Source organism: Pseudomonas sp. NFPP07, assembly GCF_900115645.1.
GTDB lineage: Bacteria > Pseudomonadota > Gammaproteobacteria > Pseudomonadales > Pseudomonadaceae > Aquipseudomonas > Aquipseudomonas chlororaphis.
In genome coordinates, this window is the sequence record NZ_FOXG01000004.1 from 479163 (window position 1) to 501030 (window position 21868).

General features: G+C 67.2%; 24 protein-coding genes. 14 read left to right on the forward strand and 10 right to left on the reverse strand.

Going from position 1 to position 21868, the window contains the following annotated elements; all coding sequences use genetic code 11:
• Positions 1-123: 123 nt before the first annotated feature.
• Together BM019_RS13320 and glcC are read right to left on the reverse strand one after the other, a co-directional pair.
• On the reverse strand, positions 124-294 hold the full coding sequence (locus tag BM019_RS13320) for a metallothionein (RefSeq protein ID WP_062822890.1): 171 nt from the start codon (positions 292-294) through the stop codon (positions 124-126).
• Positions 295-397: 103 nt separating this feature from the next.
• Positions 398-1162: a transcriptional regulator GlcC gene (glcC, locus tag BM019_RS13325; RefSeq protein ID WP_092418521.1), complete on the reverse strand. Its 765-nt coding sequence runs from the start codon at positions 1160-1162 to the stop codon at positions 398-400.
• 25 nt (positions 1163-1187) lie between these two features.
• On the opposite strand from glcC, the gene BM019_RS13330 reads away from it, so the two are divergent.
• Genes BM019_RS13330 through BM019_RS13350 form a run of 5 tightly spaced genes read left to right on the forward strand, consistent with a single transcriptional unit; the run spans position 1188 to position 5640 of the window.
• Positions 1188-1367: a hypothetical protein gene (locus BM019_RS13330; protein WP_092418522.1), complete on the forward strand. Its 180-nt coding sequence runs from the start codon at positions 1188-1190 to the stop codon at positions 1365-1367.
• Between the two features lie 29 nt (positions 1368-1396).
• Positions 1397-2896: a glycolate oxidase subunit GlcD gene (gene glcD, locus BM019_RS13335; RefSeq protein WP_092418523.1), complete on the forward strand. Its 1500-nt coding sequence runs from the start codon at positions 1397-1399 to the stop codon at positions 2894-2896.
• Entirely contained in the window at positions 2896-3960 is a 1065-nt protein-coding gene (glcE, locus tag BM019_RS13340; RefSeq protein WP_092418524.1) for a glycolate oxidase subunit GlcE, read from the forward strand. Before glcD ends, glcE begins: the two co-directional genes overlap by 1 nt.
• Positions 3961-3975: 15 nt before the next feature.
• On the forward strand, positions 3976-5226 hold the full coding sequence (gene glcF, locus BM019_RS13345) for a glycolate oxidase subunit GlcF (protein ID WP_092418525.1): 1251 nt from the start codon (positions 3976-3978) through the stop codon (positions 5224-5226).
• A gap of 12 nt (positions 5227-5238) precedes the next feature.
• Positions 5239-5640, forward strand: coding sequence for a heme-binding protein (locus tag BM019_RS13350; RefSeq protein ID WP_009043124.1), 402 nt, complete (start codon positions 5239-5241; stop codon positions 5638-5640).
• A 121-nt stretch (positions 5641-5761) separates the two neighbouring features.
• On the opposite strand, the gene BM019_RS13355 is transcribed toward BM019_RS13350, so the two are convergent.
• Complete coding sequence (locus BM019_RS13355; RefSeq protein ID WP_092418526.1) at positions 5762-7081, reverse strand: Nramp family divalent metal transporter; 1320 nt, start codon at positions 7079-7081, stop codon at positions 5762-5764.
• Positions 7082-7335: 254 nt separating this feature from the next.
• On the opposite strand from BM019_RS13355, the gene BM019_RS13360 reads away from it, so the two are divergent.
• The 3 genes from BM019_RS13360 to BM019_RS13370 all read left to right on the forward strand — a co-directional run bounded on the left by BM019_RS13360 (position 7336) and on the right by BM019_RS13370 (position 9802).
• A complete protein-coding gene (locus BM019_RS13360) occupies positions 7336-8112 on the forward strand; it encodes a helix-turn-helix domain-containing protein (protein WP_092418527.1) in 777 nt (258 codons plus the stop codon).
• Positions 8113-8172: 60 nt separating this feature from the next.
• Positions 8173-9102, forward strand: coding sequence for an aromatic amino acid exporter YddG (locus BM019_RS13365; protein WP_092418528.1), 930 nt, complete (start codon positions 8173-8175; stop codon positions 9100-9102).
• A 124-nt stretch (positions 9103-9226) separates the two neighbouring features.
• Positions 9227-9802 carry a DcrB/PsbP domain-containing protein gene (locus BM019_RS13370; protein WP_092418529.1) on the forward strand — a complete coding sequence of 192 codons (576 nt, stop codon included), beginning with the start codon at positions 9227-9229 and terminating at the stop codon, positions 9800-9802.
• A 36-nt stretch (positions 9803-9838) separates the two neighbouring features.
• Here the strand turns inward: BM019_RS13370 and BM019_RS13375 are convergent, their stop codons facing one another.
• The 4 genes from BM019_RS13375 to BM019_RS13390 all read right to left on the reverse strand — a co-directional run bounded on the left by BM019_RS13375 (position 9839) and on the right by BM019_RS13390 (position 13770).
• On the reverse strand, positions 9839-10555 hold the full coding sequence (locus BM019_RS13375) for an alpha/beta hydrolase (protein ID WP_092418530.1): 717 nt from the start codon (positions 10553-10555) through the stop codon (positions 9839-9841).
• 129 nt (positions 10556-10684) lie between these two features.
• Entirely contained in the window at positions 10685-11797 is a 1113-nt protein-coding gene (locus tag BM019_RS13380; protein WP_092418531.1) for a succinylglutamate desuccinylase/aspartoacylase family protein, read from the reverse strand.
• Between the two features lie 295 nt (positions 11798-12092).
• Entirely contained in the window at positions 12093-12872 is a 780-nt protein-coding gene (locus tag BM019_RS13385) for an ABC transporter substrate-binding protein (protein WP_007932592.1), read from the reverse strand.
• A 463-nt stretch (positions 12873-13335) separates the two neighbouring features.
• The gene (locus tag BM019_RS13390; RefSeq protein WP_092418532.1) at positions 13336-13770 is read right to left on the reverse strand and encodes a rhodanese-like domain-containing protein; all 435 of its coding nucleotides are present in this window, start codon (positions 13768-13770) and stop codon (positions 13336-13338) included.
• A 101-nt stretch (positions 13771-13871) separates the two neighbouring features.
• Between BM019_RS13390 and ftrA the strand changes: the two genes are divergently transcribed.
• Positions 13872-14849 (forward strand): transcriptional regulator FtrA, encoded by a 978-nt coding sequence (ftrA, locus tag BM019_RS13395; RefSeq protein ID WP_062822900.1) that lies wholly within the window; start codon positions 13872-13874, stop codon positions 14847-14849.
• Between the two features lie 80 nt (positions 14850-14929).
• On the opposite strand, the gene cobF is transcribed toward ftrA, so the two are convergent.
• The 3 genes from cobF to BM019_RS13410 form a co-directional block, all read right to left on the reverse strand.
• Positions 14930-15694, reverse strand: a complete 765-nt coding sequence (gene cobF / locus BM019_RS13400) for a precorrin-6A synthase (deacetylating) (RefSeq protein WP_092418533.1) — start codon at positions 15692-15694, stop codon at positions 14930-14932.
• 179 nt (positions 15695-15873) lie between these two features.
• Positions 15874-16437, reverse strand: a complete 564-nt coding sequence (locus BM019_RS13405) for a histidine phosphatase family protein (protein ID WP_092418534.1) — start codon at positions 16435-16437, stop codon at positions 15874-15876.
• A 94-nt stretch (positions 16438-16531) separates the two neighbouring features.
• Positions 16532-17095: a DUF4865 family protein gene (locus tag BM019_RS13410; protein ID WP_092418535.1), complete on the reverse strand. Its 564-nt coding sequence runs from the start codon at positions 17093-17095 to the stop codon at positions 16532-16534.
• Between the two features lie 94 nt (positions 17096-17189).
• Here BM019_RS13410 and BM019_RS13415 point away from each other — a divergent pair, with 94 nt between their 5' ends.
• From BM019_RS13415 to BM019_RS13435, 5 genes are all read left to right on the forward strand, one after another.
• Positions 17190-18056, forward strand: coding sequence for a LysR family transcriptional regulator (locus BM019_RS13415; protein WP_092418536.1), 867 nt, complete (start codon positions 17190-17192; stop codon positions 18054-18056).
• Between the two features lie 170 nt (positions 18057-18226).
• Positions 18227-19081, forward strand: coding sequence for a MurR/RpiR family transcriptional regulator (locus tag BM019_RS13420; protein WP_092418537.1), 855 nt, complete (start codon positions 18227-18229; stop codon positions 19079-19081).
• Between the two features lie 2 nt (positions 19082-19083).
• On the forward strand, positions 19084-19728 hold the full coding sequence (locus BM019_RS13425; RefSeq protein ID WP_009043110.1) for a cysteine hydrolase family protein: 645 nt from the start codon (positions 19084-19086) through the stop codon (positions 19726-19728).
• Positions 19725-21071, forward strand: coding sequence for a type I glutamate--ammonia ligase (locus BM019_RS13430; RefSeq protein ID WP_092418538.1), 1347 nt, complete (start codon positions 19725-19727; stop codon positions 21069-21071). The genes BM019_RS13425 and BM019_RS13430 overlap by 4 nt, the downstream gene beginning before the upstream one ends.
• A complete protein-coding gene (locus BM019_RS13435; protein ID WP_009043108.1) occupies positions 21055-21807 on the forward strand; it encodes an N-formylglutamate amidohydrolase in 753 nt (250 codons plus the stop codon). Before BM019_RS13430 ends, BM019_RS13435 begins: the two co-directional genes overlap by 17 nt.
• Positions 21808-21868 lie beyond the last annotated feature (61 nt).

Consider the following 21868-nt stretch of genomic DNA (forward strand, 5'->3'; position numbering starts at 1 on the left):
GCGCTGCCAAAGCCGCCGGCCAGCCGCCTTGCCAGCGAAAGCGGTATCTGCACCCCGCACAATTGAAAGTGGAGCCACGACAGGCTCCACTGTTTTTTTTCGCCCCGCCACTGTTGCAGCACGTCAGTGATGCGCGCCCTTGGCGCAATCGCAGCCTTTGGTAGAGGCGCAGGGTTCGCCGTTGGCGTGGTGGCTGGCGCAGGCCTGGCAGCAGTAGTGCTTGCCGTGACGCACAATGGCATGGGCGCCGACCTTGCAGGTGCAGCCTGGACAGGCACAAGTCTCGTTGGACATGGGGTGACTCCTTTGTGGTGGTCGTCGACGACGCGGATGTTGCCGCGTCTCTAGCAGTGTAGTGGCTGCCCGTCGCCGCCATTGGCCCCTGGTCGCGGCGGCTTCAGTTCCAGCCTTCCAGGCGCAAGGTCGCCCGCACCAGGCGCTGCTCTTCGTTTTCGATCTCCCGCAGGTTGTCGCAGAGGCCCTGGATATGCGCGATGGCGGCCTTGCGCGCCTGCTCCGGCAGGCGGCCGGTGACGGCGTTGTAGAGCCGCGCGTGCTGGCGGTCGATCTGGCGCTTCTGCGCCTGGCGGTGGTAGAGGTTGTTGACCGAGGCGAACACCGAATTGAGCAGCAGGTCGGTCAGCGAGCGCAGGGTCTGCACCAGCACCGGGTTGTGCGAAGCCTCGCAGATCGCCAGGTGGAAAGCGTGATCCAGGCGCGCGTGGGCCGAGGCATCAAGGGCCTGGTCGTGGGCGTCCAGCAGCGCCTGATAGGCGCGGCCGATCAGCACGAAATCGGCCTCGGTGCCGCGCAACGCCGCCAGCCGCGCCGACTCGCCTTCCAGCAGGCTGCGCACTTCGAACAAGTCGTAGAGGGTGCGTGGCTGGGAGCTGAACAGATGCATCAGCGCCGAGGTCGCGCCCTGCCCCGACAGTTGGGCGACAAACGAGCCCTTGCCCTGTTCGGTTTCGATGATGCCCCGCGCCCGCAGCAGCTTCAGGCCCTCGCGCAAAGCCGTGCGCGATACCCCGAGTTTTTCCGTGAGGCGCCGCTCCGAGGGCAGCAGCTGGCCGGTCTTGAGTACGCCGTCGACGATCAGGCGCTCGATGCGTTCACACACCACATCCGCCACCTGGTGCCGGCCCGAATCGCTCTTGTGCATGCGTCCTCCACTGGTATGACCAGCTGTGAAGAAAAAACCCGATCAAGCGGACCGCCAGGCCATCCTGCTGATATGCCTGGCTTTTTATAAAAAACCCGGCATCGACGGCAAAACAAACTGGTTCGACCAGCGCTCGGCCCCGTGGACAGTAAGGCCAGCCGGGCCAATGATGCAACTGAGCGGCCTGCCCCTGCCGGCCGCCTAATAAAAACAACTCAGGGTCGTTAGCCACCCATGAATATCCTCTACGACGAACGCGTCGACGGCGCGCTGCCCAGCGTCGATAAAGCGGCATTGCTCCAAGCGCTGCGCCAGCGCCTGCCCGACCTCGACCTGCTGCACCAGACGGAAGACCTCAAGCCCTACGAATGCGACGGCCTCTCGGCCTATCGCACCACGCCGATGCTGGTGGCCCTGCCGCGGCATATCGAGCAGGTGCAGGAGCTGCTGCGGATCTGCCATGAACGGCGCGTGCCGGTGGTCGCCCGCGGTGCCGGCACCGGCCTCTCCGGTGGCGCCCTGCCCCTGGAACAGGGCGTGCTGCTGGTGATGGCGCGCTTCAACCAGATCCTGCATATCGACCCCGCCGCCCGCACCGCGCGGATCCAGCCCGGGGTGCGCAACCTGGCGATCTCCCAGGCCGCCGCGCCGTTCGGCCTGTACTACGCCCCCGATCCGTCCTCGCAGATCGCCTGCTCGATCGGCGGCAACGTCGCGGAAAACGCCGGCGGCGTGCATTGCCTGAAATACGGCCTGACCGTGCACAACCTGCTCAAGGTGGAGATCCTCAGCGTCGAAGGCGAACGCCTGACCCTGGGTAGCGACGCCCTGGACGCGCCAGGCTTCGACCTGCTGGCGCTGTTCACCGGCTCCGAAGGCCTGCTCGGGATCATCACCGAAGTCACGGTCAAGCTGCTGCCCAAGCCGCAACTGGCCAAGGTGCTGCTGGCGGCCTTCGACTCGGTGGAAAAAGCCGGCCGCGCGGTGGCCGATATCATCGCCGCCGGCATCATCCCCGGCGGCCTGGAAATGATGGACAACCTGGCACTCCGCGCCGCCGAGGACTTCATTCACGCCGGCTACCCGGTGGACGCCGAGGCCATCCTGCTGTGCGAGCTGGACGGTGTCGAAGCCGATGTCCACGACGACTGCGACCGGGTCCGCGCGGTGCTCGAACGGGCCGGCGCCACCGAGGTCCGCCAGGCCCGCGACGAAGCCGAACGGGTGCGTTTCTGGGCCGGGCGCAAGAACGCCTTCCCGGCGGTGGGCCGGCTGTCGCCGGACTACTACTGCATGGACGGCACCATTCCGCGCCGCGCACTGCCGGGGGTGCTCAAGGCCATCGCCGCGCTGGCCGCCGAATACCAGCTGCGGGTGGCCAATGTGTTTCATGCCGGCGACGGCAACATGCACCCGCTGATCCTGTTCGACGCCAACCAGCCCGGCGAACTGGACCGCGCCGAAGCCCTGGGCGGCAGGATCCTCGAACTGTGCGTGGCGGTCGGGGGCAGCATCACCGGCGAACACGGGGTCGGCCGGGAGAAAATCAACCAGATGTGCGCCCAGTTCAACAGCGACGAGCTGACCCTGTTCCACGCGGTCAAGGCGGCCTTCGACCCCGGCGGCCTGCTCAACCCCGGCAAGAACATCCCGACCCTGCACCGCTGCGCCGAATTCGGCGCCATGCATGTGCACGCCGGACAATTGCCCTTCCCCGAGCTGGAGCGTTTCTGATGACGGCACACGCGGATAACGACGCCAGCGGCGAACTGCTGGAACAGGTCGGGCAGGCGCTGGCCGGCAATACCCCGCTGCTGATCCAGGGCGGCAACAGCAAGGCCTTTCTCGGGCGCATGAGCGCTGGAGAAGTGCTCGACACCCGCGGCCATCGCGGCATCGTCAGCTACGACCCGACCGAGTTGGTGGTGACGGTCCGCGCCGGCACGCCGCTTGCGGAACTGCTGGCCACGCTGGACGCCGCCGGGCAAATGCTGGCCTGCGAACCGCCGGCCTTCGGCGACGGCGCCACGGTCGGCGGCATGGTCGCCACCGGCTTGTCCGGCCCGCGGCGGCCCTGGGCCGGCTCGGTGCGCGACTTCGTCCTCGGCAGCCGGGTGATCACCGGCACCGGCAAGCTGTTGCGCTTTGGCGGCGAGGTGATGAAAAACGTCGCCGGCTACGACCTCTCGCGCTTGCTGGTGGGCAGCTACGGTTGCCTGGGAGTGCTCACCGAGGTGTCGCTCAAGGTCCTGCCCAAACCGCGCCAGTGCCTCAGCCTGAGCCTGGAAATGGACAGCGCCAAGGCCCTGGCCCGGCTCGCCGACTGGGGCCAGCAACCGCTGCCCATCAGCGCCGCCAGCCATGACGGCCAGTGCCTGCACCTGCGCCTGGAGGGCGGCGAAGGCTCGGTGGCCGCGGCCCGCGACCGCCTGGGTGGCGAGCCGTTGGCCGCCGATTACTGGGCCAATCTCAACGAACAACGCCTGGCATTCTTCGACGAAGGCCTGCCGCTGTGGCGCCTGTCGCTGCCCAATAACACGGGACTTCTGGAGCTGCCCGGCCAGCAGTTAATAGATTGGGCCGGGGCCCAGCGCTGGCTGAAATCCGCGGCGCCCGCGGAGCGCATCCGCGACCTCGCCAGCCGCGTCGGCGGCCATGCCACCTGCTACAGCCACGGCCTGGTGGACAGCCCGTTCCAGCCACTGCCGGCGGTGCTGCTGCGCTACCACCGCCAGCTCAAGGCGCAACTGGACCCGCAAGGGATCTTCAACCCCGGCCGGCTCTACGCCGAGCTCTGAACGCAGACCCCAAGCATGCAAACCACCTTGAACGAACAGGCGCGCCAGCTGCCCCGCGCCGCGGAGGCCGAGACCATCCTGCGCACCTGTGTGCACTGCGGTTTCTGCAACGCCACCTGCCCCACCTACCAACTGCTGGGCGACGAGCTGGACGGGCCACGGGGGCGCATCTACCTGATCAAGCAAGTCCTGGAAGGCCACGAGGCCACGGCCAAGACCCAGCTGCACCTGGACCGCTGCCTGTCGTGCCGCAACTGCGAAACCACCTGCCCGTCCGGGGTGGATTACCACAACCTGCTGGACATCGGCCGCGCCGTGGTCGATGCCGCCGTGCCCCGGCCCCTCGGCCAGCGCCTGCTGCGCCAGGGCCTGCGCGCCCTGGCGCCGAACCCGGCGCTGTTCAAGGCTCTGCTCGGCACCGGCGCCACCTTGCGTCCGTGGCTGCCCGAGGCCGTGCACGGCAAGCTGCCGCGCCAGGTGCAGCCGGCCAAGGCGCGTCCGGCCACGGCCTACGCGCGGCGTGTCTTGCTGCTGGAAGGCTGCGTGCAAGCGAGTCTGTCGCCCAACACCAATGCGGCGACGGCGCGGGTCCTCGACCGCCTGGGCATCGCCGTGCAAACCGTGAGCGAGGCCGGCTGCTGTGGCGCCGTGGATTACCACCTGGACGCCCAGGAGGCCGGCCTGGAGCGGGCGCGGCGCAATATCGACGCCTGGTGGCCGCACCTGGAAAACGGCGCCGAAGCCCTGGTGCAGACCGCCAGCGGCTGCGGCGCCTTTATCAAGGATTACGGCCACCTGCTGGCCCACGACCCGCGTTATGCCGCCCGCGCCGAGCGGGTCAGCGCCCTGGCCCGGGACCTGGTGGAAGTGCTGCGCGACGAACCGCTGGAACAGTTGCACGCCCACAGCGACCAGCGCCTGGCCTTCCACTGCCCGTGCAGCCTGCAACACGCGCAGAAACTCGGCGGCGCGGTGGAGGCGGTGCTCAAGCGCCTGGGCTTCGAGCTCACCGAGGTGCCCGACAGCCACCTGTGCTGCGGTTCGGCGGGCACCTATTCGCTGACCCAGCCCGAGCTGGCGCGGCAACTGCGCGACAACAAGCTCAATGCCCTGGAAAGCGGCCGGCCCGAAGTCATAGCCACCGCCAATATCGGCTGCCAGACCCACCTCGACGGCGCCGGGCGTACCCCGGTGCGGCACTGGATCGAACTGGTCGAGGCCGCCCTGCCACCCCTGAATGCTTCCCATCAATCAGCTACGCCCTGAAAGGAGCACGCCATGCACAGCAAAGCCGTACTGGGTCAGCGCGAAGTCCAGCGCATCCTGATCGCCGCGCGGGACGAGGCCGAGCGCAACCAATGGGCGGTGAGCATCGCCATCGTCGACGACGGCGGCCATCCGCTGGCCCTCGAACGCCTGGACGGCTGCGCTCCGGTCAGCGCCTACATCGCCGTGGAAAAGGCCCGCACCGCGGCCCTCGGCCGACGCGAGTCCAAGGGCTATGAAGAGATGGTCAATGGCGGGCGCACCGCGTTTCTCTCCGCGCCCCTGCTGACCTCGCTGGAAGGCGGCGTGCCGGTGGTGTTCGACGGCCAGGTGATCGGTGCGGTCGGGGTGTCCGGGGTCAAGTCCGGGGAGGATGCCCAGGTGGCGCGGTTCGCCGCCCAGGCGCTGGATTGAAAATCTGGACCGCTGCGCGGTCCATCGCGAGCAAGCTCGCTCCTACAGGGTTCTGCGCCGTCCATGTAGGAGCGAGCTTGCTCGCGATAGGGCCGGAAAATCCGCCGCCCCGACGCCTGCCTCACATCACCAACTGCGCAATCAGCCAGGCATTGGCGCCGCTGATAACGGCGAACAGGCTCCAGGCGAGGATGCGGGTCGGCCAGCGGTTGACGAACACGCCCATCAACCGCGGGTCGCTGGTCATGCGGATCAGCGGGTAGAGGGCGAATGGCAGTTGCAGGCTGAGCACCACCTGGCTCAGCACCAGCAGCTGGCCGACCGCGCCGTCGCCCATCAGCCACACGCCGACGAACGCCGGCACCAGCGCCAGGCCGCGGGTGATCAGGCGCCGCTGCCAGCACGGCAGGCGCAGGTTCAGGTAGCCCTCCATGATCACCTGGCCGGCGATGGTGCCGGTGAAGGTCGAGCTCTGCCCCGAGGCCAGCAAGGCCACGCCGAACAGCACGCTGGCCAGCGCCCCGCCCACCAGCGGATCGAGCAGGTGATAGGCGTCCTGCAATTCCACCACCTCGGTGTGCCCGGTGCCGTGGAAGGCCGCGGCGGCGAGGATCAGGATCGCCGCGTTGACCAGCAGCGCCAAAGCCAGGGAGCCGATGGTGTCGATGCGCGCCAGCTTGATCGCATCCCGCCGGCTGGCCTCGTCCCGGCCCACCAGGCGGGTCTGCACGATGGAAGTGTGCAGGTACAGGTTATGCGGCATCACGGTGGCGCCGAGGATGCCGATCGCCAGGTACAGCGGCGCCGCCTCGCCGATCGCCGCCAGCGACGGCGTGAAGCCTCGCGCCACATCCGGCCAGTAGGGCTTGATCAACAGCAGCTCGACGAAAAAGCACAGGCCGATGGTGCCCACCAGCACCAGCATGATCGCCTCCAGGCGGCGGAAGCCACGGTTCTGCAGGGCGAGAATCAACAGGGTGTCGAAGGCGGTGATGACAATCCCGGTGGTCAGCGAAACCCCGAGCAACAGGTGGAACGCCAGGGCGCACCCCAGGACCTCGGCAAGGTCGGTGGCGATGATCGACACCTCCGCCAGCAGCCACTGGGTCCGTGCCGTGCGGGTGCTGTAGCGCTGCCGGCAAAGCTGCGCCAGGTCGCGCCCGGTGGCGATGCCCAGGCGCGAGCACAGGCATTGCACCGCCATGCCCGCGAGGCTCGCCAGCAGCACCACGAACAGCAGGTTGTAGCCATACCGCGAGCCGGCCTCGATGGCGGTGGCCCAGTTGCCGGGGTCCATGTAGCCGATGGAAATCAGCAGGCCGGGGCCGGCGAAGCGCAGGATGCGCTTGAACAGCGGCGCGCTGGGATCGACAACGATGGTGCCGGCGACTTCCGGCGGGCAAAAGGGTGCGGTACCGACTTTGGGGAGAGTGAATTTCACGCGGGCATCCGGAAGGCTGGAACGGTGGCCCAGCTTAGACGTTTCAGCGAACCGGCCCAAGCCTTGATAGCGCCCTGCCCCGGCCTTTTGCAGCCTTGCTTCTGTAGGAGCGGAGCTTGTCGCGATAGCGGCATATCAGTCATCACAACAGATGAGCCGACCCCTTTTCCCAAACCATCCCGCACCGACCGACCGCTCCTACAGCCCCCGTATTTTCAGGCATGATGCGAGGCAGCCATCCGCGGAGCAGCGCCATGAACACTCCAGCCCACCCCACTGTCGCCCTGGCGATGCGTTCATATTCCGGACAGGTCGAGCTGCATCATCACGATTTTCCGCAGATCGTGCTGCCGCAGTCAGGGGCGATGGAGATCGAGGTGGATGGCCGTGGTGGCAAGGTCGACGCCAGCCAGGGCGTGGTGATTGCGCCGGGCGCCCGGCATAGCTTCCTGGCCGAGCGCCGTAATACCTTTCTGGTGCTCGACCTGGATAGCCCCGACACCGAGCAATCTCTGGCCGATACCCGCTTCTTCACCATCGACCCGCAGATCCGCCACCTGCTCGGTTATGCCAACCACAGCGGTGCCTTGCTCAGCTCTGGCAGCCAGGTCGCCAGCGCCTGGAGCGCCCTGCTGCTGGCCTGCCTGGCCCGCCCGACGCCGAGCGCGCCGCAGCGCCAGACGCTGGTGCGGGCCCTGACCTACATCGAGCAACACCTGGGCAGCCCGCTGAGCGCCCGCGCCATCGCCCAGGCCGCGAGGGTCAGCGAGCGCACCCTGTATCTGCTGTTCGAGCGGGACATGCACAGCACGCCTTTCGCCTACATTTCGACCCTGCGCCTGGACCGCGCCATCGACCTGCTCGGCCGTACCCTGCTGCCCATCAGCGAGATCGCCCAGCGGGTCGGCTACGCCGATCAGAGTGCCCTGACCCATGCGTTGAAGAAGGCGCGCAACCAGACCCCGGCCGCCCTGCGCAAGGCCGCTCGCGACGCCCAGGCGCAGGCTGCGACAAGAGTTCGGCAGGCCTGATCAATACCGCCGTCGCGGCGACTTCTATGCTGGCCACACCGCCCTTGCCTCGGTGTGCCTATGACCGCCATCCACTCAACCCGCCTCGCCCCCTCCCGCAGCGGCGCCGCCACCGCCATCGGCGTGATCGCGGTGTTTCTCTGGTCGTGCCTGGCGCTGCTGACCACCCTCACCGCCGGCATTCCCCCCTTCCAGTTGCTGGCCCTGAGCTTTGCCGTGGCCTGCGGCGCCAGCCTGGTATTGCTCGGCTTGCGGGGACGCGCCGGCTTTCGTGGCTGGCGCCAGCCCTGGCCGGTCTGGGCCCTGGGGTTCGGCGGGATCTTTGCCTACCACGCGCTGTATTTCTTCGCCCTGAAAGCCGCGCCGGCCGCCGAGGCCAGCCTGATCGCCTACCTCTGGCCGTTGCTGATCGTCCTGCTGGCGGCCAGGGCCGGCGGCGAACCGCTGCGCGGCCGGCAACTGACCGGTGCCTTGCTGGGGCTGGCCGGCACCGCGTTCATCATGCAGCAGCGCGCTGCCAGCCAGGTTGGCGCGATGCCGGTGGCGGGTTACCTGGCGGCATTCGGCTGCGCCCTGGTGTGGTCCGGCTACTCGGTGCTCAACCGCCGTTTCAGCAGCGTGCCCAGCAGCCTGATCGGCGGCATCTGCGGGCTGGTGGCGCTGGCCGGGGCGCTCTGCCACCTGATGTTCGAAAGCCCGGTGCAACCGGACCTCAAGCAATGGCTGGCGATCATCGGCCTGGGGCTGGGTCCGGTCGGCCTGGCCTTCTTCGCCTGGGACCACGCCACCAAACACGGCAACCTGGCCACGCTCGGCGCACTGTCGTACCTGGCGCCGTTGATCTCCACCCTGCTGCTGATCGTGATCGGGCAAAGCGCGGCCAGTGTATGGCTGCTGGTGCCGGCGCTGCTGATCATCGCCGGGGCGGTGCTGGCGACTTCGGGGGCGCGTTCTGCCCGGGGCGACGAGCAAAAACTGTCACACCGATAAGCGCCACGAAGGCGCTCCCGCGCCCTTTTATCCGAAATTTCGCGCCACCGCATATCCCACTGGAGTGCCCCGCGACAGCCGTGGGAAGATGCGCGCCCCAACGCGCTCACTCTGGAGAATCTGCATGTCCCTGTTCGGTAAACACGCCGCGGTCCTGGTCCTGGCGGCGCTGGCCGGCTTCAGCGCCCTGGAGGTGTCCGCGGCCCAGCCGACGAACAACAAGGCCAAGGTCGAGACCGTCTCGATGCTCGGCGGCAAGTTCAAGTTCAGCCTGCCCAAGGGCTTTATCGCCAACCCGTTGCCGGCCGGCGACGAAGCCAGCGGCACCGCCGGCGCCACCGGCACTCTGTACACCAACGCCAGCACCAAGACCGTGGTCATCGCCGCGGAGAACCTGATCCCCGATGCGGTGCAGGCCAAGGACAACGACGCACAGTTCCTCGACAGCGCGGTGTCGGGTTTCCTCTCGCAACAGGCGGCGGCCCTGCCGGATTTCAGCAAGCAGAGCGAAAAAAGCATGACCCGCGGCGGCCTCGGCCTGCGCCAGATCGACAGCACCGCGACCCAGGGCGGCGGTATGACCCAGAGCTCCACCCTGCTGGCCGGCTCGGGTAACCGCATGGCGGTGGTGCAGGTGATTTCGCGGATCGGCGACAAGGCCAATCACGACAAGCTGGTCAGCCAGATCGTCGGCAAGTAAGCGCAGCGGCACAGCGGCCGCGGCGGGTTCACGGCTTCAAGGGTTGAGGCTGAGCAACCAGCGGTTCAAGTCCTGAAGCTCGGTGTCGCTGATGGTATGGCCGATGCCCGGGTAGGCATGGAATTGCGGAGCCAGGCCCAGGCCGCGCAACAGGCTGTCGGCCTCGGAGCCGTCGCTGTAAGGCAGGCGCATATCCGCGGTGCCATGGGCGATGAAGATCGCCAGCCGCTCCAGGCCCGCGCCGCTCTTGAGCTGCGAGCGCAGCACCGGCAGGATCTTCCCGCTCAGGGCGGCGATCCCACGGACCGCCTGGGGATGGCGCAGGCCCAGCTCGTAGGCCATGATCGCGCCCTGGCTGAAGCCCACCAGGAACACCCGGTCGGCGCGGGTGTGGTACTTGGCGAGCGCCTGCCGGACGAACTCGTCGATCAGCTTCGCACTGTCGGCCAGCTCGGCGGTCACGCCGTCGTAAGCGCCTTCGCCCTGCTTGTGAAACCACTGGTAACTGCCCTCTTCCACGGTCTGCGGTGCCCGTACCGAGAGGTAGGTGTAATCCGCCGGCAACCCATCCTTGAGGCCGAACAGGTCTTCTTCGTTGCTGCCGTAGCCGTGGAGAAAAATCACCAAAGGCCGGTCGCGGGAATCGGCCGGGGCCTGTTCCAGATAGCGCAGCGGCAGGTCGTCGTGCAGCACCGTCTGCGCCTGGGCAGTGGCGCAAACACTTAGCAGCAACAGGGCCAGGAACTTGAACATGGGACGTCCTTGCGGGTGAGAGGGGCTCGCGGTCACCAAGGGCAAAAGCGTTGCCTGGTGGTCTGGCCGCGGAGCGGCCATCGCGAGCCAGCTCGCTCCTACAGTGAGGAGCAGTGAGGAGCGGTTCGCTCAATCGTTGGTCAGCTTGCCGCTGCGGATCGGCTCGCGGCCGGCGACCTTGGCCTGCCAGATGCCCGGCTCGGTATAGCGGCTGCGGTCCAGGGCGAACAGCACACCGCTGGTGGCGGCGCGCACCACGCTGACGGTGTCGTTCAGCGGGTCGACCACCTCGAAGATCGCATCGCCCCGCTCCACCCATTCGCCAGCCTCACGCAGGAAACTGACCACCCCATGGTGCGGGGCGAACAGGTATTGGGTGCCTTCGAACGGCATGCCCTCGCAGCAGGCATCCGGGGTCGCTGGCCATTGGCCGTCGATAAACCCCTGCTCGGCGAGAAAGCCGAGGATCGCTTCGCAGTTGGCCTGGGCCTGTTCGACCCGGGTGTCGCCCATGCTGCCCAGCTCCAGGGTGGTGGCGAGGTTGGCCGGGGGAATCGCCGCCCGCGGGAAGTCGCGGGCCAGGCGCAGCCAGGGCGTGGAGCAGGATTCGTCGAACGAGCTGCCCCCGGAATCCTCGCAGAGCAGCGCCACGCCGGCCTTCAGCCGGGCGGCCAGGGATTGCCAGCGTGGCCAGTGCTGAGGCAATGCGTAGAGGTGGATCGCCGCTTCGAAATCGCAGTGCAGGTCGAGGGTGATGTCGGCGTCGCAGGCATGGCGCAGCAGCAGGCGTTGCAGGGCCTGGAGTTGCGAGGTCGGGGCTGGCAGAGCGTCGAGGACATCGCCCATGGTCTGGCGGATCAAGGCGACGTTGGCCGCCGCATCGCTGCCCAGGCGGTCACCGATCAGGTCGCCCACCGGGCCGCTGAGTTCGACGAAGGCACGGTTGAAGTTCTTCCCGCTACCGCTTTCAAACCGCCCCAGGTGGCTGCTTTGCAAGTGCTGGTCGAGGCCGATGGGGTTGGCCACCGGCACCAGCTCGATCACGCCTTTGAGTTGCCCCTGGGCTTCAAGTTCGCTCAGGCGTTTTTTCAGTTCCCAGGCGGTGCGCATGCCCGGCAGCTCGTCGGCGTGCAGGCTGGCCTGGATATAGACCTTGCGGCTGCCACTGCCAAAACGGAACACGCTGAGCTGGCGCTGGGTGCCCAGGTGGCTCCAGGGCAAGGAATGGTCGATGCGTTGCATGAAGGGATCCGGAAGAAAAATGGAGTTCGGCGGGGGCCGTAGCCTGAGGCATTTGCGCGGCCGTGAAAAGGTCGTCGTCCGCTGCCGGGTAGCGCGGGCTTCTGTAGCCGCTGCCGCAGGCTGCGATAAGGCCGAAGGCCTTCAGCGATCTCAAGATCCCTGCGCCCCCTGCGGGGTCGATCGCAGCCTCGCGGGCTCGGCAGCGGCTACAGGAGCGCCCCATCGCACGGGGTAAATCGCACTCATGAAAAAGGCGGCCCCGGTAAACGGTAGCCGCCTTTTTCAGCCCGGCGAATTACTCGCCGTAGACGTCGAACTTGAAGTACTTGTCCTGCACGGCCTTGTACTTGCCGTTGGCGCGGATCTCAGTAATGGCGGTGTTGAATTTCTCGGCCAGGGCGGTATCGCCCTTGCGCACGGCGATGCCGGCGCCGCCACCGAAGTACTTCGGATCGTTGTACTCGGGACCGACGAAGGCGAAGCCCTTGCCGGCGTCGGTTTTCAGGAAGCCGTCGTCGAGGTTGACCGAGTCGGCCAGCAGCGCGTCGATGCGCCCGGAAACCATGTCCAGGTTGGCTTCCTGCTGGGAGCCGTAGCGCACCAGGTTGATCCCGGCCGGCACCAGCACTTCGGTGGCGAAACGGTCATGGGTACTGGCGCGCAGCACCCCGACTTTCTTGCCCTTGAGCTCGGTCAGCGGGTCCTTGACCTCGGTGCCTTCCTTCATCACGAAGCGCGCCGGGGTGTGGTAGTACTTGATGGTGAAGTCGACGTTTTTCTTGCGATCGTCGGTGATGGTCATGGACGACAGGATGGCGTCGATCTTGCGCACTTTCAGCGCCGGGATCAGGCCGTCGAATTCCTGCTCGACCCAGGTGCATTTGACGTTCATCTGCTCGCACAGCGCGTCGCCGATATCCACGTCGAAACCGGTGAGCTTGCCGTCGGGGGTTTTCATCGAGAATGGCGGGTAGCCGGCTTCGATACCGATGCGGATCGGCTTGGCATCGTCAGCCACGGCGGTCAGGGACAGCATGGACAGTGCCAGGGCACCGAACAGTACAAGCTTCTTCATTTATAACTCCCGTAGACGGAGGCTCTTATTGGCAGAAAGGTTCGATTGGGGGAAATCGAAGTGGCCAGCAGTCTAGAGCGGCGCCCGGGAGGCAAATTGTGTTTATGCGACAAATATTTATATAAAAACCCGAGAAATCCAGGCATCGACCGAGCGGCCCCACACAAGTGCGAGGCCCCTGGAAAATGCCCTCGATCCCGGCATTTTTCCGCGTTCCAGCGCCTGAGTCGCGACTCGCCAGTCGCCGCCGGAACGCCTTGCAAGGCCTTAATCATCCTAGATACGAGCGGGCCGCGGTATTTCAGCCAGGCCCGGTACAGCGGTTTTGCGAGGACGACGTCCTCGATCGCAGCCTCGCGGGCTCGGCAGCGGCTACACGCACAACGCCAACTGTAGCCGCTGTCGAGTGCCAGCGAGGCTGCGAACGGGCGCGAAGCGACCGCCAATCAGGCACCACGGTGACTCAGCAGGCGCACTCCACGACCACGCTCGCCGGCCGCTCCAGCTCGACGCTGAGGGCAAAGCCCTCATCCAGCCAGCCGGTCACGCCGCCAATCATCTCCTTGACCGGGTAACCCAGGGCCGCCAGCCTGACCGCGGCCTTATTGGCGCCATTGCAATGCGGGCCGGCGCAATAGACCACGAACAGGGTGTCGCGGGAGTAGCCCGCCAGGCGCTCGGCGTTGATCAGCCGCCCAGGCAGATTGACCGCCCCCGGAACATGGCCGCGCTCGAACGCCAGCGGTCCGCGCACATCCAGCAGGACGAAGTCGACCTCCCCGGCTTCCTGGCTGCCGAAGACATCCGAGCAATCGGTCTCGAAGGTCAGGCGGTTGGAAAAATGCATCAGGGCGATGGCCGAGGGGGCGGCGGGAACTTCACGAACCAGGCTGGTCATTGCGGCGTCTCCAGAACAACAGTGGGTGTGGCGAGACTTTATCGACACGAGCGACGCCGCTACAGTGGCGCACAAGACACTGACTGGTAACTTCCCGCCAAATGCATAACGCCCCCGGTTTAGTCGCGATCCTGGCCTACAACGGCCTCTGCACCTTCGAGTTCGGCATCGCCGTGGAGATCTTCGGCCTGGCCCGCCCGGAGTTCGATTTCCCCTGGTACGAACACCGCATCGTCGCCGTCGAGCCCGGGCCGCTACGGGCCATGGGCGGTATCCAGGTGCTGGCCGATGGCGGCATGGAGCTGCTGGAACAGGCGCGGACCATCGTCATCCCCGGCTGGCGCAACCGCAACGAGCCGCTGCCGCCGGGGCTGAGCGAGGCTTTGGTGCGCGCCCATGAGCGCGGCGCGCGGCTGCTGTCGATCTGCTCCGGGGTATTCGCCCTGGCGGCCACCGGGCTGCTGGACGGCCGGGGCGCCACCACCCACTGGCAATACACCGATGAACTGGCCGAGCGTTTCCCCGCCATTTTGGTGGACCCGGACGTGCTCTATGTGGATTCGGGGCAGATCATCACCTCGGCCGGCAGCGCCGCCGGGATCGACGCCTGCCTGCACCTGGTGAGCCGCGACTTCGGCACCCACGTCACCAATTCGGTGGCGCGGCGCCTGGTGATGTCGCCGCAACGCACCGGCGGCCAGGCGCAGTTCATTCCGGCGCCGGTCAGCCGCACGCCGCGCAACGACCTGTCGCGGGTCATGCATTGGGCCCGCGAACACCTGCATGAGCCACTGGAAGTGCGCGACCTGGCCAGCCAGGCGTTGATGAGCGAGCGCACCTTCCTGCGCCGCTTCAACCAGGCCACCGGCGTCTCGCCCAAGGCCTGGCTGCAGCACGAACGCCTGGCCCGGGCGCGGGAGTTGCTGGAGAGCGGCAGCGAGCACACCGAGACCATCGCCCTGCGCTGCGGCTACCGCTCGGTGGAGAGTTTTCGCGTGGCCTTTCGCAGCGTGGTGGGCCTGCCGCCGTCGGCGTACCGCGAACGGTTCGGGCGTGGGGAGAAAGTGGTCGCCGAGTGATGGGCCGAGCGGGAGAACGTCATCGCGGGCAAGTCGGATCGCCGCCCGCTCGCTCCTGCAGAAGCAGCTTCCCGCTTGCCTCAATCCTCCGGCTTGCGCAGCAGGTAGGTGTCCATGATCCAGCCATTGGCCTGCCGCGCCGCCTTGCGCACTTGCTGGATCTGCCCCGCGACCTCCTTGAGCCGGCCGGCAATCAGGATTTCCTCCGGCGTACCGAGGTAGGCGCCCCAGTAGATCTCCAGGTCCTGGTCCGCCACCTGGCGATAGGAGTCCTCGGCGTCGAGCATCACCACCAGGCTATCGGCATCGCTCACCTGCCCCGCCGCCAGTCGCCGGCCGGTGGTGATCTCCACTGAACGGCCGATGCGGTTCAACGGCACCTTGTGCTGCGCCGCCAGGGCCTGGACGCTGGTGATGCCGGGGATCACCTCGAACTCGAACGCACAGCGGCCGCTGGCCAGGATCGCCTGCAGGATGCGAATGGTGCTGTCGTACAGCGCCGGATCGCCCCAGGCCAGGAAAGCCCCGGTTTCACCGTCCGCCAGTTCCTCATCGATCAGCCGCTCGAAGGTGCGCTGCTTGTCGCGGTTCAGCTCGGCGACGCTGGCCTGGTAATCCACCTCGGCGCCGCGCAGTCGCTCCGGGCTTTGCGCTTCGACAAAACGGTAGCCGGGCCGCTCGATGTAGCGCTCGCAGATTTCCCGGCGCAGGTCGATCAGCGCGTCCTTGCTCTGGCCCTTGTCCATCAGGAAGAACACGTCGCTGCGATTGAGCGCCTTGACCGCCTGCATGGTGATGTAGTCGGGGTTGCCGGCGCCGATGCCGATGATCAGGAGGGTTTTCACGAGGGGCAGGTCTCGATGGCGAATCGGAAATGGAGTATGGCCGGGTTGTCGCGGCGCGTCACAAAGCGGCCGCCGGGCGGCCTATCGCGAGCAAGCTCGCTCCTACAATGATTTGCGCCAACCCTGTAGGAGCGAGCTTGCTCGCGAAAAAATCCCCAGGCCACGCCGAGCCAAGCCCGCTAATCGCGCTGGTCCAGACGCAAGCGCCAGCGCCCGTTGAAGCGCAGTTCGACCTGGGCCAGCGGCTCGACATCGATGGCATTGAAACTGGCCAGCGGGCACTGCATGACGTGCACCAGCGCCGCGCGGATGACCAGCGGATGGGTCACCGCCAGCACATGCCCGGGCTGCTCGCTCAGCGCTGCCAGCCAGGCCGCGACCCGCTCGCACAGCTGCGCCACCGACTCGCCGCCATGGGGCGCCAAGTGGCTGTCGGCCAGCCAGGCTTGCACGGCCTCGGGCTGCTCGCGCTGCAGATCGTCGAGAGCCAGGCCCTGCCAGCGGCCCATGTCACAGTCGCGCAGCGCCGCCACCGCCTCCACGCTGGCGCCATACAAGGCAGCGGTCTGCCGCGCCCGTTGCTCCGGCCCGCTGAGCAGGCGCGGCGCACGCTTGAACGCGCCGGCCCGCGAGCCCGCCAGCGCCTGCCAGTCCATCTCCAGCGGTTCGTCCAGCGGGAAACGCACGCGCTTCTGGGCGACGGTCCGGGCATGGCAGATCAGGGTCAAGCGGGTGGCCGGCACGGGGAATCTCTCGACGTTGAATGGACGCAGCGGGCAATGTGGCTGCGTTTGTATCATGGGCCGCCGAGGGATTCCCAACTTGTCGCAGCCGAACCTAGGCGCTGGCGATCCCCGACCGGGCCAGGTACAGCACCTCATAGCGCTCGGCGCCGCGCGCGCTGTCGGGCGCGCTGGCCGAAAGGGTGAAGCGCACCAGCTCCCAGGCCTGCAGGTCGAGGGCGACGAACACGGCGAAGGTGTCCGGGTCATCGGCCAGCCGCTGGTTGTGTTCGACCTGCTCGGCCAGCAACCTGGCGCGATCCGCCAGCGGGTCGATCGCCAACGGCTCGCGGTACAGCGTCCGTGCCTGGTTGGCACGCCCGCGACGCCAGTCCAGGGGCAACCAGGACTCGATGTGCGGACGGCCGAAGGAGTCGATCACGCTGTCGAAACCGCCGCCCATGAGAAACCGCGCGGCGCCCGCCGGATCGGCCCAGAGGTAGATCGAGGCGTACAGGTTATGCCGCGCGCCGTGCACGCCCCGCTCCTGCCCGGCGAAGACCTTGAACAGCAACCCGTCGACCTCGTCCCACAAGGGCCCGCGATCCGCGGCGCGGTGGCGGATCACGCCCATGTCGTAATCGGCGGGCAGGCGGTGTGAATACTGTTTGGCCAACATGGCGATGCTCCTGTGCTTGATGGTGTTGCCAGCTTGCGCGGGGCCAGCCATTACAACAAGATATCGGCATATATATCTGCGATAAGCATTCGATATGAGCGAACCCGTCAAGCCGTTGGATATCGACACCGTGCACGCCTTCGTGCTGATCGCCGACTTCGGCAGTTTCACCCGCGCCGCCCAGGCGCTGGACACCTCCCAGGCCGCCATCAGCCTCAAGCTCAAGCGCCTGGAGGAACGCCTCGGCTATCGCCTGTTGGAGCGCACGCCGCGGCATGTGCGCCTGACACCGGTCGGCGAGCAATTCATGCAGGCCGCCCGCGACCTGCTGCGCGCCCATGAGCGGGCCCTGGGCGACATGCAGGCGGCGCCGGCGCGACGGCTGGTCATCGGCATCAGCGACCACGTGGCCGGCGCGGAACTGCCGCACCTGCTGAGCCGCATCGCCGCCTACGATCCACTGCTGATCATCGAGGTGCGCATCGCCTCCTCCCGGGACCTGACGGCGGCCTTCGACCGCGAGGAGCTGGACGCGGTCATCGTGCGCAACGAAGGCGCGCGCCAGGATGGCGAAGTGCTGGTGGCCGAGCGCTTCGGCTGGTTCGCCGCGCCGGCCTGGCAGCAGGCGCCGGGCACCCCGCTGCGGCTGGCGACCATGGCCGCGCCCTGTGGCGTGCGGCATGTCGCCGTGCGGGTGCTGGACGACGCCGGCATTGCCTGGACCGAAGTCTTTATCGGCGGTGGTGTGATGGCCGTGTGCGCCGCGGTCAGCGCCGGGCTCGGGGTCGCGGCGCTGGCCCATCGGGTGGCGCCGGCCGGCGCGGTGGAAGTCGGCGAACGCCTCGGGCTGCCGGTGCTGCCAGTCAGTGAAATCATCTTGCTCGCGCGGCCCACCGACGCCCGCTCCGAGGAAACCCTGCGCGCCCTCAGCGCCGCCTTTCGCGGCACCCTGCCGCGCTGACGGCGGGCCTCAAAAAAACCTCGAACACCCAATAAACCTGGGCTTTCACGCCCCCTTTTGGCGCATTGCAGGGCGCCTTTATTTTTCACTGGACATGTAGCGTAAATTACATAAATACTGTTTTCACTTTCAGTGAAACAAAAACGACATCCACTTGCGAAGGCGTTTTTATGCCGTCTCTCAGAGACCAGATCACCGACCCGGCCCTCGACCTCACGCCTTCGGAGCGCAAGGTCATCCGGGCCCTGCTCGACCATTACCCGCGCAACGGCCTGGGGCCCATGTCGCGGTTGGCCGAACACGCCGGCGTCAGCGATCCGACCATCGTGCGGCTGGTGAAAAAACTCGGTTTCGGCGGTTATGCGCAGTTCCAGGAAGCGCTGCTCAGCGACATGGACGCTCGCCTGCGTTCGCCCAGCACCCTGTTGCAACCGCGGGCCCAGGTCCCTCGGGACGATGCCTGGAGCCATTACCTGCAAGGCAGCCTGCGCAGCCTGGAACAGACCCAGGCCCTGACCCAGCCCGAAGACGTGCGCATCCTGGTCGACTGGCTGCTGGACAGCCGGCACGCGCTGTACTGCTACGGCGGGCGCTTCAGCAGCTTTCTCGCCAGCTACCTGCTCAATCACCTGCGCCTGATGCGCCCCGGCTGCGTGGTCCTGGACGACAACGCGCAACTGCCCGACCGCCTGTATGACGTGCAGCGCCAGGACATCGTCCTGCTGTTCGACTACCGCCGCTACCAGAGCCAGGCCCTGCGCGTGGCCAGCGCGGCCAAGGCGCGGCACGCGCGGGTGGTGCTGTTCACCGACATCTACGCCTCGCCCCTGCGGGAGCTGGCGGACCTGATCATCAGTGCCCCGGTGGAGTCGGCCTCGGCCTTCGACACCCTGGTGCCGGCGCTGGCCCAGGTCGAGGCGCTGGTCGCCAGCCTGACCCTGCGCAGCACCGACCTGGACCGACGCCTGGAGGGCATCGACGCCCTGCGCAACGAATTCGCCACTCACCTGCTGGAGGACAAATAAGGATGGTCTGCCTTCCCCACCAATCGCCCCGCGACCTGCCATTCACCCTCGATCGCACCGCCCTGCTGCTGGTGGACATGCAACGGGCCTGGCTCGAGCCGCAGCTGGATCCGCATTTGCAGGTGCCGGATGCCGAGTACTTTATCAAGCGCACCCGCGAGCAGGTGATTCCCAACCAGCAGAAGCTCCTGGCGGCCATGCGCGGCGCCCGGCAGAACGTGCTGCACACCATTATCGAAAGCCTGACCGCCGATGGCCGCGACCGCTCGCTGGACCACAAGCTGTCGGACATGCACCTGCCCAAGGGCAGCCCGCAGGCGGCGATCATCGATCCGCTCGCGGCGCGGGAGAACGAAATAGTCCTGCCCAAGACCTCCTCCGGGGTCTTCAACTCGACCAACATCGACTACGTGCTGCGCAACCTGCAGACCCGCCACCTGATCGTCGCCGGCATCGTCACCGACCAGTGCGTCGACATGGCGGTGCGCGACGCCGCCGACCGCGGTTACCTGGTGACCCTGGTGGAAGACGCCTGCGCCACCTACACCGACGTCCGGCACCAGGCCTGCCTGAACGCGATCAAGGGCTACTGCTGGATCACCGACACCCAGACCGTGCTCGACCGCCTGCGGGAGATGCAGGCATGAGCCGCAACAGCGAGCCATTGCGGCCGGTGGCCATGACCACCCTGCTCACCACCGACCTGATCGGCGTCAGCCGTGGCCGCTCGTTCCCCAGCGACGAACTGGACAGCTACACCAGCGCCGGCTGCGGCTGGGTGCCGGCCAACAGCGCGCTGACCCCGCAGGACATCATTGCCGAGCCCAACCCCTGGGGCGCCCGTGGCGACCTGCGGCTGATCCCCGACCTGGCCAGCCGGGTGTATGTCGGCAACGGCCCGGACGCCAGCGCCTCGCCGCTGGACTTCATCCACGCCGACATCCGCGAGACCGACGGCCAGCCCTGGGCCGCTTGCCCGCGCACCCTGCTGCGCAACGAGGTGCAGCGCTACGCCAGCGAGCTGGGGCTGCAGGTCACCGCGGCCTTCGAGCACGAATTCAACCTGCACAGCGCCACCGCGCAACCGGAACGCCTGGCCTTCTCCCTGCAGGCCCAGCGCCAGGGTGCGGACTTCGGCGGCTGGCTGCTCAGCGCCTTGCGCGCCGCGGGCGTCGAGCCGGAAATGTTCCTGCCCGAATACGGCAAGCAGCAATACGAAATCACCTGCCGCCCGACCCAGGGCGTGGCCGCCGCCGACCGCGCGGTAAACGTGCGCGAGATCACCCGCGAGATCGCCCGGCAACTAGGCCATGGCCTGAGCTTCGCGCCCAAGACCGCGGAGCACGCGGTGTGCAATGGCGTGCACCTGCACCTGAGCCTGCAGGACCTGGACGGCGCGCCGGTGCTGTACGCACCACAGAGCACCAATGGCCTGTCGTACCTCGGCGAGTGCTGGGCTGCCGGGGTGCTCAAGTACCTGCCGGCGCTCTGCGCCTTTACCGCGCCGACGCCGATTTCCTACGCACGCTTGCAGCCCCATCACTGGAGCGCCTCCTACGCCTGCCTGGGCCAGCGCAACCGCGAAGCCTCGCTGCGCATCTGCCCCACCGTGAGCATCGGCGGCAAGCCCGTGGCGCCGCAGTACAACCTGGAATTCCGCGCGCTGGACGCCACCGCCTCGCCGCACCTGGCCATGGCCGCGGTGCTGATCGCCGGACGCCTGGGCATCGAACACAAACTGATCCTGAGAGCCACCACCGACGAAGTGCCGGACGAACTGAGCGCGCAGCAGCGCCAGGACCGCGGCATCGTCGCCCTTCCGGCCTCGTTGCCGCAGGCACTGGACTGCCTGCGCAACTGCCCGGAACTGCTGCAAGCGCTGCCAGCCCCGCTGCTGGAAACCTATTTCGCCGTCAAACACAAGGAAGTAGAACTGACCGAGCACCTGACCCCTGCCCAACTCTGTGAGCACTATGCACACCTGTACTGAAACCGCTGAACTGGGGCTGTACACCCGACCGGCCTACCAGCTGCTGCGAGAAGATTCCGCGCACCCGCTGATCCTCGTCTGCGAACACGCCAGCCGTTATATTCCGGCGCAACTCAACGACCTCGGCCTGGACCCGGAAGCGGCGCGCGAACACATCGCCTGGGATCCCGGCGCCCTGGAGCTGGCGCAAAGCCTGTCGCAGACCCTCGGCGCTACACTGCTGACGGCCAATTATTCGCGGCTGCTGATCGACCTCAACCGCCCGTGCCAGGCCCACGACAGCATTCCGTTGCAGAGCGAGATCTACCAGATCCCGGGCAACCAGTACCTCGACGAAGCCACCCGCGAGTACCGCCGCAAGCAGCTGTTCAGGCCCTTTCATGCGCGCCTGAGCGGGCTGATCGACGCGCGCCTGGCCGCGGGCCGGCCGGTGCGGGTGGTGGGCATCCACAGTTTTACCCCGCTGTACTACGGCCAGCGCCGTACGCTGGAGATGGGCGTGCTGTTCGACCGCGCCGAGGGTTACGCCCGGCGCCTGCTGGAAGGCATGTCGGTCCACGACGTGAAGATCGCCGGCAACGAGCCGTACAAGATCGACGCCCTGGGCGACATGACCGTGCCGGCCCACGGCGATGCCCGCGGGCTGGATTCGGTATTGATCGAGGTGCGCAACGACCTGCTGCGCACCCCGCAGGCCATACAGTGCTGGACGGATTATCTGGCGCCGCTGTTGTAAAAAAGCTGTACATCAGGATCGAGCTGTCGTTGTAAAAAAGCTGTTTGCTGTACCGGTACAA